11 protein-coding genes are annotated in these 12,747 nt (G+C 71.8%); 4 read left to right on the top strand and 7 right to left on the bottom strand.

Translation table 11 applies throughout. The annotated features are described in order from the left end of the window. Window positions 1-33: 33 nt before the first annotated feature. The 3 genes from OG948_RS42675 to OG948_RS42665 all read left to right on the top strand — a co-directional run bounded on the left by OG948_RS42675 (window position 34) and on the right by OG948_RS42665 (window position 3,265). On the top strand, window positions 34-216 hold the full coding sequence (locus OG948_RS42675) for a hypothetical protein (RefSeq protein WP_331770359.1): 183 nt from the start codon (window positions 34-36) through the stop codon (window positions 214-216). A gap of 393 nt (window positions 217-609) precedes the next feature. Next, on the top strand, window positions 610-1,836 hold the full coding sequence (locus OG948_RS42670; protein WP_331770358.1) for an LLM class flavin-dependent oxidoreductase: 1,227 nt from the start codon (window positions 610-612) through the stop codon (window positions 1,834-1,836). 61 nt (window positions 1,837-1,897) lie between these two features. Next, the gene (locus OG948_RS42665) at window positions 1,898-3,265 is read left to right on the top strand and encodes an NtaA/DmoA family FMN-dependent monooxygenase (protein WP_331770357.1); all 1,368 of its coding nucleotides are present in this window, start codon (window positions 1,898-1,900) and stop codon (window positions 3,263-3,265) included. Window positions 3,266-3,331: 66 nt separating this feature from the next. On the opposite strand, the gene glpK is transcribed toward OG948_RS42665, so the two are convergent. From glpK to OG948_RS42645, 4 genes are all read right to left on the bottom strand, one after another. Continuing rightward, window positions 3,332-4,846, bottom strand: a complete 1,515-nt coding sequence (gene glpK, locus OG948_RS42660) for a glycerol kinase GlpK (protein WP_331770356.1) — start codon at window positions 4,844-4,846, stop codon at window positions 3,332-3,334. Between the two features lie 76 nt (window positions 4,847-4,922). After that, the gene (locus OG948_RS42655; protein ID WP_331773491.1) at window positions 4,923-5,732 is read right to left on the bottom strand and encodes an MIP/aquaporin family protein; all 810 of its coding nucleotides are present in this window, start codon (window positions 5,730-5,732) and stop codon (window positions 4,923-4,925) included. 44 nt (window positions 5,733-5,776) lie between these two features. Beyond that, complete coding sequence (locus OG948_RS42650; RefSeq protein WP_331773490.1) at window positions 5,777-7,477, bottom strand: glycerol-3-phosphate dehydrogenase/oxidase; 1,701 nt, start codon at window positions 7,475-7,477, stop codon at window positions 5,777-5,779. Window positions 7,478-7,660: 183 nt separating this feature from the next. Beyond that, window positions 7,661-8,335: an NAD(P)H-dependent oxidoreductase gene (locus tag OG948_RS42645; protein ID WP_331770355.1), complete on the bottom strand. Its 675-nt coding sequence runs from the start codon at window positions 8,333-8,335 to the stop codon at window positions 7,661-7,663. 443 nt (window positions 8,336-8,778) lie between these two features. Here OG948_RS42645 and OG948_RS42640 point away from each other — a divergent pair, with 443 nt between their 5' ends. Then, window positions 8,779-9,273 (top strand): Asp23/Gls24 family envelope stress response protein, encoded by a 495-nt coding sequence (locus tag OG948_RS42640; RefSeq protein WP_406300590.1) that lies wholly within the window; start codon window positions 8,779-8,781, stop codon window positions 9,271-9,273. Window positions 9,274-9,367: 94 nt separating this feature from the next. On the opposite strand, the gene OG948_RS42635 is transcribed toward OG948_RS42640, so the two are convergent. The 3 genes from OG948_RS42635 to OG948_RS42625 all read right to left on the bottom strand — a co-directional run bounded on the left by OG948_RS42635 (window position 9,368) and on the right by OG948_RS42625 (window position 12,694). Further along, window positions 9,368-10,456 carry a glycosyltransferase family 4 protein gene (locus OG948_RS42635; protein ID WP_406300589.1) on the bottom strand — a complete coding sequence of 363 codons (1,089 nt, stop codon included), beginning with the start codon at window positions 10,454-10,456 and terminating at the stop codon, window positions 9,368-9,370. A gap of 318 nt (window positions 10,457-10,774) precedes the next feature. Further along, window positions 10,775-11,488, bottom strand: coding sequence for a tRNA-dependent cyclodipeptide synthase (locus OG948_RS42630; RefSeq protein ID WP_331770352.1), 714 nt, complete (start codon window positions 11,486-11,488; stop codon window positions 10,775-10,777). A gap of 423 nt (window positions 11,489-11,911) precedes the next feature. After that, window positions 11,912-12,694 (bottom strand): SAM-dependent methyltransferase, encoded by a 783-nt coding sequence (locus OG948_RS42625; RefSeq protein ID WP_331770351.1) that lies wholly within the window; start codon window positions 12,692-12,694, stop codon window positions 11,912-11,914. Window positions 12,695-12,747: the final 53 nt, after the last annotated feature.

Here is a 12,747-nt window from a genome sequence, read left to right as displayed (position 1 = left end):
CCTCGACGGGCCCGGGGGCAAGGGGACGATGTCATGAGCAGGTGCGTGATCGCGGTGGAGCACCGCGCCGCCACCATGCCCGCCGTCCCGACCCCGGCCGGCCGTCGGGAGAGCACGATCGGCACTCGCGGGCGGCGCGCGACATCGCCCCGGACCCGACTGACCCGGCGCCTGTTCATCGATCTGCGCCGCTCCGCCGGCTCCCTGTGTCACTGATCCACTAGCACTCGCCACCCCGGGCCGTACGCGCCGCGAAGCCGCGGCACCGCCCGCCCGAGGTCGCGTCACCGTGCCCGTCCGCCGTCGAGCCGGCTCCGCCATGGGCGCCTGCTCCCGGACGAACCCGCCCTGAAATCCCGAGCGTTCGGCACCCGCCGAATGCTCGGGAGCGGGCGCCCACCCGCCGCCGGGTACCCACGAGACCCCCGCCCCGGCCGACCATCGCACGGCGCAGGCCGCCGGGCGATCGGCCGCGCCGTGTCGTGCCACCCGTCCGCGACGCACCGTCGTCACCCTCGGTCGTCCCCACCGTCCCCACCGTCGCCACTCGCCGCCGCCACTCACTGTTGCCGACCACCGTCGTCACCCACCCGAAAGCGAGACCCACCGATGACCACCCCGAACACCCCCGTCCCCACCCCCCTGCATCTGGCCCTCGCGCTGGACGGAGCCGGTTGGCATCCCGCCGCCTGGCGCGAACCCGACGCCCGCCCGAGGGAGTTGTTCACCGCCCGCTACTGGACCGACCTGGTCGCCGAGGCCGAAGCGGGCCTGCTCGACTTCGTCACCATCGAGGACGCGCTGGCACCCCAGTCCACCCGCTTCGACGGCTTCGACACCCGCACCGACCAGGTCCGCGGCCGGCTGGACGCGGTCCTGATCGCCTCCCGCGTCGCGCCGGTGACCGAGCACATCGGACTGATCCCGACGGCGACCGTGACGCACACCGAGCCGTTCCACGTCTCCAAGGCGATCGCCACGCTCGACTACGTCGGCCTCGGCCGCGCCGGGTGGCGTGCCCAGGTGTCCCGCCCGGCCGAGAACACACACTTCGGCCGACGCGAGCACGCGCCGTTCTCCGTCGAGGACTACCACCGACCCGAGGTGCAGGCGGCCGTCGCGGAGGGCTTCGCCGAGGCCGAGGACTTCGTCGAGGTGGTACGCCGACTGTGGGACAGTTGGGAGGACGACGCGGAGATCCGCGACGCCGCCACCGATCGATTCATCGACCGCGACCGGGTGCACTACATCGACTTCGTCGGGTCCGGGTTCCGGGTCCGCGGGCCCTCGACCGTGCCGCGCCCGCCCCAGGGCCAACCCCCGGTCACCGTGCTCGCCCACTCCACCGTGCCGTACCGGCTCGGCGCCCGCTCGGCCGACGTCGTGTACGTGACGCCGCGCGACCACGACGACGCGCTCGCCATCGTCACCGAGATCCGCACCGAACAACGCGCCGCCGCACGCGAGTCGGAGACCGTGCACGTCTTCGGCGACCTGGTCGTCTTCCTCGACGACACGGCGACTGCGGCCCGTGAGCGCAAGGCCCGGCTGGACGACCTCGACGGCGCCGAGTACACCAGTGACGCACACGTGTTCACCGGCAGCGCGGCCGAACTCGCCGACCTCCTCCAGGACTGGCAGCGCGCCGGCCTGACCGGATACCGCCTGCGCCCGGCCGCGCTGCCGCACGATCTGCACGCGATCACCCGCGAGTTGGTGCCCGAGCTGCAACGCCGCGGCGTCTTCCGCACCGAGTACGCGGCCGGTTCGCTGCGCACCCGACTCGGCCTGCCGCGCCCGGCGAGCCGCTACGCGACGCCCACGGCCGCGGCGTGACCCGCGCCGAGTCCACCAGCCCCACCGCCGTCCCGGCAATCGTCCGAAGGGACCCATCCCGATGAGCACGTCGCGCAAGCAGATCATCCTCGGCGCCTACGTGGGAGGCGTGAACCACCACACCGTGTGGTCCGACCCCGAAGCCGGCAGCCAGATCGACTTCTCCTCCTTCAAACACGTCGCGCAGACCGCCGAACGCGGCCGATTCGACTTCTTCTTCCTCGCCGAGGGCCTGGCCCTGCGCGAACGCCTGGGCCTGATCTTCGACCAGGACGTGGTCGGACGCCCCGACACCCTGCCCGTGCTCACCGCACTCGCCGCCGTCACCGAACACCTGGGCCTGATCGGCACGGTCAACGCCACCTTCAACGAACCCTACGAACTGGCCCGCCAGTTGAGCACACTCGACCACCTCTCCGGGGGCCGGGCGGGCTGGAACGTGGTCACCTCCTTCGACGCCTTCACCGGCGCGAACTTCCGCCGCGGCGGCTTCCTGGACCGCGAGGACCGCTACACCCGGGCAGCCGAGTTCCTGGCCGCCGCCCGCGAACTGTGGGACTCCTGGGCGGCGGACGCGGTGGCCGCCGACCAGGCGGCGGGTGTCTTCCTGCGCGATCCCAAGGCCGGCGAATTCTCGTTCACCGGCGAGCAGTTCGACATCTCCGGCCGGTTCGGCACACCGCGCGGCCCGCAGGGCCGGCCGGTGATCCTGCAGGCCGGCGTCTCACCGCAGGGTCGCGACTTCGCCGCCGGCGGAGCGGACGCGATCTTCTCCCCGTACCACCGGCTGGACGAGGCCCAGGAGTTCTACCGCGACATACAGGCCCGGGCCACCCGCCTGGGCCGGCCCGCCGGTTCGGTCAAGCTGCTGCCGTCCGCGTCCTTCGTGCTCGGCGAGAGCGAGGCCGACGCCGTCGAGCGGCACCGCGACATCACCCGGCGCCAGATCGGCGGACGTACCGCGCAGATCCTGCTCGAGACGGTCTGGAACCGCGACCTGTCCGGCTACGACCCGGACGGTCCCCTGCCCGACGTGGAACCCGACCCCGACGGACCGGCGGTGATCCGCGGCCGCGCCCGGATCGCCGAGGACGCGCATCGCAGGGTGGCCGAGTGGCGCGCGCTGGCCGAGGCCAACTCGTACTCGCTGCGCGACCTGGCCATCCATGTGTTCGGCCGCACCGAGTTCGTCGGCACCCCGGAACAGGTGGCCGAGCGGATCGACACGTTCGTGCAGCAGGACGGCTCGGACGGATTCATCCTGGGCTCGCACCTGACCCCCACCGGCCTCGACGAGTTCGTCGACAAGGTGGTGCCGTTGCTCCAGGAACGCGGCTCGCTGCGCGCCGAGTACACCGGCGGCACCCTGCGCGAGAACCTGGGCATCGGGCCGGTCCGGGAGGAGGGCGCCGCGGCACGCGTGGCGTGAGACCCGATCGGGTGGATCGCGGAGCCGCCCGCCCGGGCGACCCCGCGATCCACCCGACGGCCGGCCTCACCCGTTCGGCACCCAGTCCAAGGTGCGCTGCACCGCCCGCTTCCAGTCCGCGTAACCGCTCTCCCGGCGCTCGCGGTCCCACTCCGGTTCCCAACGGGCGTCCTGGTTCCAGTTGGCCCGCAACTCGTCGGTGTCGCGCCAGAAACCGACCGAGAGACCGGCGGCGTACGCCGCGCCCAGCGCGGTGGTCTCCGGGACGGTCGGCCGGATCACCGGCACCCCCAGCACGTCGGCCTGGATCTGCATACACAGGCTGTTCTCGGTGACCCCGCCGTCCACCTTCAGCACGCTCAGCGCCACACCCGAGTCCTTGGCCATCGCGTCGACCACGTCGCGACTCTGATAGCAGATCGCCTCCAACGTGGCCCGGGCGATGTGGCCCACGTCGTGATAGCGGGCCAGGCCGACGATCGCGCCGCGCGCGTCGCTGCGCCAGTACGGCGCGAACAGACCGGAGAAGGCCGGCACGAAGTACACCCCGGCCGTGTCCTGGACCTGGCGGGCCAACGTCTCGCTGTCCGCGGCCTTCTTGATGATGTGCAACTGGTCGCGCAACCACTGCACCGCCGACCCGGTCACCGCGATCGAGCCCTCCAGCGCGTACACCGGATCCTGCCCCGCGAAGTGGTAGGCGACCGTGGTCAGCAGGCCGTGCTCGGAGCGCACGATCCGGTTGCCGGTGTTGAGGAGCATGAAGTTGCCGGTGCCGTAGGTGTTCTTCGCCTCGCCCTCGGCGAAGCACACCTGACCCACCGTGGCCGCGTGCTGGTCGCCCAGCGTGCCGGTCAACGGGATGCCCACGAGCGGACTCGTGTCGGGCGACTCGCCGTAGCCGTCCGGGTAGCCCGACGGGCGAATGGTCGGCAACATGCTCCGCGGGATGTCGAAGAAGGACAACAACTCCTCGTCCCAGTCCAGCGTGCGCAGATCCATCAGCATCGTGCGCGAGGCGTTGGTGACATCGGTGACGTGCACCCCGCCGCGGACCCCGCCGGTCAGGTTCCACAACAACCAGGTGTCGATGGTGCCGAAGATCGCGTCGCCCCGCTCGGCGTCCCGGCGCACGTCGTCGACGTTCTCCAGGATCCACTGCACCTTGCCCGCCGCGAAGTAGGTCGACGGCGGCAGGCCCGCCTTCGCCCGGATCACCTCGCCCCGGCCGTCCTGCTCCAACGCGTGGGCGATCCGGTCGGTCCGGGTGTCCTGCCACACGATGGCGTTGTGGTACGGCCGGCCGGTGCGCCGATTCCACACCACCGTGGTCTCGCGCTGATTGGTGATGCCCAGCGCGGCGAAGTCGGCGGGGGTGAGGTTGTACTGGTTCAGCCCACTGGAGATCACCGAACGGGTGCGCTCCCAGATCTCCACCGGGCTGTGCTCCACCCACCCCGCGCGCGGCATGATCTGCCGATGCTCCAACTGCTGGCGCCCGACCACGTTGCCGGCATGGTCGAAAACCATGAAACGGGTGCTGCTGGTGCCCTGATCGATTGCCGCGACGAAATCCGCCATCTCCAACCCTCCACTGTGGCGACGCCCGACCCTGCCGTGGCCGCGCGACGTCGGATCTGCCCGTTCCGTACGCCGGTCAGTCGGCTTCGACCACTCTGCCCGGCAGTTGCTCCGCTGCGGGCAGGAACGGCGCGATCAGCCGTTGATACAGGGCCGCCCCGATCAGGCCACCGATGAACGGTCCCACGATCGGCACCCAGAAGTAGAGATTGCCGTACTGATCGCGCCAGGCTCCGCCGTACCCGGTCAGGAAGCTGGCCAGCCGAGGACCGAAGTCGCGGGCCGGATTGATCGCGTAGCCGGCGTCGGTACCGAACGCCATCCCGATCGCGACCACCAACAGGCCGGTCAACAAGGCGCCCAGATTGGCCTTGGGCGCGGTGTTGAGCACGTCCGTGAGTGCCATGATCACCAGCAGCAGGATCGCGGTGCCGATGATCTGGTCGCGCAGGGCGCCCCACTCGCTGACCGGGAATGTGCCGTTGCCCGGCAACGTCGAGAAGACGGTCTGCGTCTTGATCGTGTGCCCGGGGTCGGCCTGGGCCAGCACCTCGGTGTAGTTCCAGCGCACCAGCAGCGCCGCGACGAACGCCCCGGCGGTCTGGGCGACCGCGTACGGCGCCACCTTGTGCCACGGGAAGCCGCGGAAGGCGGCCAACGCCACCGTCACCGCCGGGTTCAGATGCGCGCCCGAGGTGCGGGCGGCGATGTACACCCCGAAGGTCACCCCCAGCCCCCAGGCCCAGGCGATGCTGTCGTGATCACCCAGGTCCGCGGCCACGACCTGGGCCACCACGCCCGTGCCGAACAGGATCAGCACCATCGTGCCGACGAACTCGGCGATCAGCTCGCCCCGGAGCGCCCACCGCCCGCTCGGCGGCGACACCGGGTCCACCCGCCGGGCTCCGGTGTCCCGCGCCTCGCCCGCGCTCACGGCGCCGGGACGATGTCGGGGGCACCGAGCCGGGCCGCGTCGGCGGTCAGGTCGTCCGGTTGCCGCTGTGCGTCGCGTTCGGCCTCGACCCGTTTGCCGTAGTGCGCGATCTCGTCGAGGATCTGCTGCTCGTCCCACCCCAGCGGCCCGGCCATCAGGCGCGCGGCGATCTCCGCCGCCTCCACACCGCGATCCCAGGACTCGATCGAGGCGCGGGTGCGCCGGGTGAGCACGTCGTCCAGATGGCGCGCGCCCTCGTGGGTGACCGCGTACACCACCTCGGCCCGCAGATAGTCGTCCGCCCCGGGCAACGGCTTGGCCAACTCGGGATCGTGCTCGATGAGTTCGAGCACCTCGCCGATCATCGAGCCGTACCGGGACAGCAGATGTGCGATGCGCGCCACATGCAGCCCCGATGCCTTGGCCAGGCTGTGTCGGCGATTGCGCAGCGCCTGGTAGCCGTCCGCGCCCAACAGCGGCACGTCGTGAGTGACCGACGGGCCCGGATACGCGCCGTCCAGCGTGCGAACCGCCTCGTCCACGGCGTCCTTGGCCATCACCCGGTAGGTCGTGTACTTCCCGCCCGCGATCACCACCAGGCCGGGCACGGGATGGGCGACCAGGTGCTCCCGGGACAACTTGCTGGTCTCGGCCGCGTCGCCGGCCAGCAGCGGACGCAGCCCCGCGTACACCCCCTCCACGTCGTCCCGGGACAGCGGCGTGGCCAGCACCAGGTTGACGTGCTCCAACAGGTAGTCGATGTCGCGCGAACTCGCGGCGGGGTGCTGCTTGTCCAGGTCCCACGGTGTGTCGGTGGTCCCGATCAGCCAGTGTCGACCCCACGGGATCACGAACAACACGCTGGCCTCGGTGCGCAGGATCAACCCGGACCGCGAGTTCACCCGATCCCGCGGCACCAGCACGTGCACGCCCTTGGACGCGCGTACGTGGAACTGACCCCGGGTGTCGGCCATGGCCTGGGTGTCGTCGGTCCACACACCCGTCGCGTTGATCACCTGCTTGGCGTGCACCTCCAGCTCGCGACCGGACTCGACGTCGACCAGCGTCGCGCCGGTGACCCGTTCGCCCTGCCGGAGGAAGCCGGTGACCCTGGTCCGGTTGGCCACGTGCGCGCCGTAGGCGGCGGCCGTACGGGTGATCGTCATGGTGTGCCGGGCGTCGTCGACCTGCGCGTCCCAGTACTGCACGGCGCCGATCAGCGCGTCCGCCTTGAGGGCCGGGACCTCGCGCAGCGCGCTGTGTCTGGTGAGATGTCGATGATGGGGCAGTCCCCGGGAGTTGCCCGAGGTCACGCCCATCGTGTCGTACAGGAGCACGCCGGCGCCGACGTACAGGCGCTCCCATCCGCGATGGGTCAGCGGATACAGGAACTTCACCGGTTTCACCAGGTGCGGGGCCAGCCGTTGCACCAGCAGACCACGCTCGCGCAGCGCCTCCTGGACGAGCCGGAAGTCCAGCATCTCCAGATACCGCAGGCCTCCGTGGATGAGTTTGCTGGAGCGGCTGGAGGTGCCGCTGGCCCAGTCGCGGCCCTCGACCAGACCGACACTCAGTCCCCGGGTGACGGCGTCCAGCGCGCATCCGGCACCGACGACACCTCCGCCGACGACCAGGATGTCCAGTTCGCGGCCGGACCCCAACGCGGTCAGGGCATCTTCGCGGGCCTTCGGCGACAGGGCGACGGGCTTCACGTCGGACTCCTCGGCAGGGAAACGCTGGTCCCTACATTCGATGGCCTACGCCCGCGCCCCGCACGTCGAGCGGTGCCCGGTTGTGGGCCGGGCGGAGTAACGGCGATCCGGGGCGTGGGCCGGGCCGGGTGAGGTGGTCGTCGTCCACGACGGCCGGCGCCGGAACGGTCAGCGGATGTGGGACCGCGCCGGGGCGGGCGGCTCGGCGGACGACGCGGCCAGGGACGTCAGGGTTTCGTACGCGCGGGTCAGCGACTGTTCGGCCAGGGGCTTGAGGGCGGACATCGCGGGGACGGTGGTGGCCAGGGTGAGTTCGGCGTGGACGAACTCCAGGTCCCGGGCGAGGCCGATCGAGCGCAGGACGGCCCGCAGGTACGGCTCCTGGTGGTCCCAGCCCTCGCGCGGCGTGCCGGGCGCGTACGACCCGCCCCGGGTGGTGACGACGACCACGGATTTGCCCGCCAGCGGGCCCGGGCCGCCGTCGGGCGTGACCATGTTGGCCGGTGTGACGACGCGGTCCAACCAGGCCTTGACCGTGGACGGGATCGAGTAGTTGTACATCGGCACGCCCATCACGACGGTGTCCGCGTCGCGCAGTTCGGTGTTCAGCAGCTCGGTGAGGGCCCGCTCGTGCGGCGGTTCGCCGTGTTCGCCGCTCGGATCCAGGAGGGCTTCGCGGACGGCGTGGGTGATGTGCGGAACGGGGTGGGCCGCGAGGTCTCGGTGGACGTAGCCGCCGTCCGGGTGCCGATCGCGCCACCGGGCGGCGAAGTGGGCGGACAGGTCGCGGGATACCGAGCCGGTCCGGCGAATGCTCGCGTCCAGGTGCAGGAGGGAAGGCATGTACGACCTCGAATCGGGTGTGGGAGGAGGCGGATCGGCGCCGTCCCTGCCGGGCGGCGGCGCACGATGACGACGGTAGAGATTGACGCCGGTGTCAGGGCAAGCCCGCTCGGCGACGGAGCGGTGTCGTACCGCCGCCGGCGGAGATCGCTCGCCGGCTACGCCGCAGGTTTACCCGCGATGTCCACCGAGGACGGGACGACAGCCGGCGGCCGGTCGGCCCGGCCCGCGCCCGTCGGCTCCTCGACGGTGCGGGTCGGGCCGGCTCCCTCCCGGTGCTGGGGCAAGTCAGCTGTCTCGAAACGGAGTTCGGCTGGAAGTAGGTGAGGTGCGGACGAGTGCGGACGAGTGCGGGCGACAGGATTGAGTGTGGGAACGCGGGGCAGACGGGCGGACACAGTGCCCGCGACCGGCGGGCGCGAGCCGGAGAGGGGTCGCGTGTGATGCCCGAGCTGAAGGACGTGAGGGACACGGCGGCGGTTTCGCGGGACGTCACGGTCGGGGCGCCACTCGTGCCGGGTGCCCCGGGACGAGTGCAGCGGGTGCCGACGGCCGACGCGGCGCGCGGGCGTACCGCGATCGCCGACGCCGTGGTCGCGAAGATCACCGGTGTGGCCGCGCGGGAGATCCAGGGCGTGTACGCGCTGGGCGGTTCGGTGGCGCGGGCGTTGGACGCGGTGCGACAACGCGTTCCGGGCGGCCGGCCGAACGTGGCGCACGGGGTGAGCGTCGAGGTCGGGGAACGACAGTGCGCGCTGGACCTGAACCTGGTCGTGGAGTACGGCGTGCCCATCGCCGAACTGGGCCAGGCGGTACGTGCGCACATCATCGAGACGGTCGAACGATTGACCGGCCTGGAAGTGGTCGAGGTGAACATCGCCGTGGACGACATCCACCTGCACGACGGCGACCAGCACGCGTCGGCTCGGGTCGAGTAGGCACGGGCTTCGTCGCGGCGGCCCGTCCGCGCTCGCGTATCCGCACCCGGGCCGGGGGCGGCCGATATTCGTGGGACTGGGCCCGGCCGCTCGCTCAGCCGTCGCGGCAACCTCGGCCGCGGGTACGGCGAAAGGCGTCGCGGTAGGCGGTGCGGACCGCGGCGGTCACGGCGTCGGCGTTCGCGAGTCGGGTCAGGCGGTCGTGGCCGGCCCGGCCCAGGCGCCGGCGTTCGTGCGGGTGGGTCAGGAGGGCGTCGAGGGCCCGGGCGAGGGCGGTCACGTCGGTGGGTTCGACCAGGACACCCGCGTGGCCGTGGTCGAGTTGGTGGGGGATGGCGCCGACCGTCGTGGCCACCACCGGTACGCCCGCGGCCATCGCCTCCAGGACGACCAACGGGGCGCCCTCGGTCAGCGAGGGTACGCACAGGACGTCCAGGGCGGCCACCGCCGCCGGGCCGTCCGCGCGCATTCCCCGGAAACGCACCCGGTCGCCCAACCGCAAACTTCGGGCCAGCGCGTGGAGTTCGCCGCGCAGGGTGCCGTCGCCCACGATGGTGAAGGCCACTTCGGGATGCCGATCCGCGATCCGGGCGGCGGCACGCACGAAGAACTCGACGCCCTTCTCGCGCTCCAACCGGCCCACCACGCCCACTGTCACCGGCGAACCGCACCCGGACGGATCGGTCGCCGTCGGGGGACCGAACACCGCCGTGCCCACGACCCGGACCCTCGACGCGGGAACCCGGTCCACCGTGCGCAGCCGGTCCGCGATCTGTTCGGAGACGGCCAGCACCAGCGCGCATCGGCGGTACAGGGGCCGGCTGTAGGCGCGGGCGAGGGGGCCGCGCCAGGACGCCATGCTGTGCTCGGTCACCACGACCGGGACGCGGGCGATGCGGCCCGCGAGCGCCGCGGCCATCGTGGCGGCGTGTACGTGCGCGTGGACCAGGTCGAAACCGCCGGCCCGGACCAGCCGCGCGATCCGCAGCGCCAGCATCGGGCTGACCAGGCGGGCCACGCGGCGCCTGCCCAGCACCACGACGCGCACGCCCGCCGCGGCGAGTTCGGCGCCGGCCGGCCCGTCCTCGGTACAGGCCAGCACCACCGCGTGTCCGTGTGCGGCCAACGCGACGGCCAGGCCCGCGACTTGTCGCTGCGCGCCGCCGATGCGCAGGTCGTCCACCACGAGCAGTACTCGTAGCGGTCCCCGCCCGCCCGCGCGGCATTGCCCGCGCGGCGCCCCCCTGGCCCCGATCGTCGCCCCCCTGGTGCACGGCTGCCGCAGTGTCGCGCCCCCGTCCTACGAGCATGTCCCTTCTCGGGCGCCGGGGGAGGCGAGAGTCGAATCCGGACCGATCTCGACGAGGATCGGCCGTATTGTCCGCGGGGGCCGGAATCTATTGTCGGCGTGCACGGAAAACAAGACCCGTGCGTGCCGGGCACGAGTGGTCGGCCCGCCGTGCGCGCAGGTCTTCGATCGCCGGGACGGGGGCCGTACTCGCTACTCGGCTCCCGCGCCGTGCGGTCCGGGGTGCGTGGAGTCGGCTTCGGGGGATCTCACCACGGCGTAGCCCTGGCCGGGTGCCGGGCGCAGTGCGCTGGACGAGCCGGAGATGAAGGGGGACAGCAGGTCCATCTCGCGGTGGTAGACGAACAGGGAGGACTTGGTGCCGAAAATGTTCGGCCCGTCCAGGATCAGGGGCAGCTCGGCTATCGCGTAGCCGACGGCCTGGTCGACCTGCTCCTCGGTCGGCTCGCGGCCCGCGAGGTGGCGGACCGCGGCGCGGGCGGTGCGGCGACAGGCGCCCCGGATGGCTTCGTCCGTGTGATACGCGTCGCGGACGCGCTTGAGGCAGCGCTGGTAGGGGGGCCGCTCGGACAGTTGTGTCCAACTGTGCAGATGTAGGTCCGGGTCGGGCACCCCGGCGCGTTTGAGGCCGCGCCGTGCCGGCGCGCGTAGCCGGCCGATGGCGTAGCGTGCGCGGCGGACGGCCTCCGTCGGTTGTGCGCCGGCAGCGGCCAGGGTGTGCGCGGCCTCATCGCCGGGGACGAACACGTCCACCCGGGCGAAGTTCGCGGATGCCCAGCCGACCAGGGCCTCGACCACACGGGGCTTGTAGTAGCTGTTCCAGGGGCTGAGTCCGATCAGTACGTGCTCGGCGCGTTCGAGGACACTCCGGCTTCCGTGGGTACACGGCCACACCACGAATCCCATATCGATCGACTCCTTCTTCCCGTTGCCTCAAGGATTCCACCGATCACGCCCACGGCCGGCCCGACCGCGCGATGTCGATGATCGGCGCGCGGGAGCCATTGATGTTGTTGACCGGAGGGCGTGTGTCGAACCGCTCACCATCGGTGGCGGACGCCGGTGTGGAGCCGAGAGGACGCGCGGACGCCGCCGGGCCGGGCGTGCGTGGGGCCCGGCCCGGGGTTGTGCGCGGCCGTGCGCGGCCGCTCGGCTCCATGAGGTCCGTGGACTCCGCGGGGTCCGTGGGCTCCGCGGGGTCCGTGCGTTTCATGGGCTCGATGGCAGCGTGCGGCGGGGTGATGTGGGCCGGGTGGGAGTGGAGGCTGTGTGCCGGTTCGGTGGCCGTACCTCGACGGGGCATGGCCGGCTCGAGAGTGCCGGCGTGGTTCAGCGCACGCGGCCCATGGCCGCGAACATGTTCGTCTCCTCGACGCCCACCGGCGTTTCGCCCTCCGCGGGGCGCCAGTGCTGCATGGGCACCACACCCGGCTCGATCAGGTCGCAGCGGTCCGCGAACAGGGCCGCCAACTCGTCGTGGGAGCGCAGGTACATCGGCACGCCCCGGCGCGTGTACACCTCCGCCAGCGCGGTGGACCCGACCGCGAGGTCGGCGGTCGCCGCGGTGATGGCGAGGTAGCTGCCCGGTGCCAGGGGCGCCGTCAACTTCTCGATCAGGCCGGCGGCGTCCTCGACGAACTGGAGCATCGCGATCACCGTCACCCCCACCGGTCGGCTCAGGTCCAGCGTCTCGCACAGTTCGGGCGTCGAGAACAGGAGGTCGGGCTCGCGCATGTCCGCCTCGACATAGGCCGTGCGGCCTTGCGGGGAGCTGGACAGCAGGGCCCGGGCGTGCACCAGCACGATGGGATCGTTGTCCACGTACACCACGCGCGCCTCGGGCGCGGTCTCCTGCACGACCTCGTGCAGATTCGGCGACGTGGGGATGCCGGTACCGATGTCGAGGAACTGGCGTATGCCGCCCTCGGTGGCCAGCCAGTGCGCCATCCGTCGCATCACCGCCCGGTTGACCCGCATGCTCGTCCACAACCCGGGCCATACCTTCAGCGCTTCCTCGGCCGCCTCCCGGTCGGCGAGGTAGTTGTCCTTGCCACCCAGGACGTAGTCGTACATCCGAGCCGAATGCGGAACCGTCGTGTCCACCTGAACCATGTCGGCCACTCCTGCCTTCCCACCGGTTACGCGCCGACGTCGGTTCGCGTCCG

The organism is Embleya sp. NBC_00888, from assembly GCF_045207655.1.
GTDB lineage: Bacteria > Actinomycetota > Actinomycetes > Streptomycetales > Streptomycetaceae > Embleya.
The sequence above is the reverse complement of the archived record's forward strand: the minus strand, read 5'-3'. Positions and strand labels throughout refer to the sequence as shown.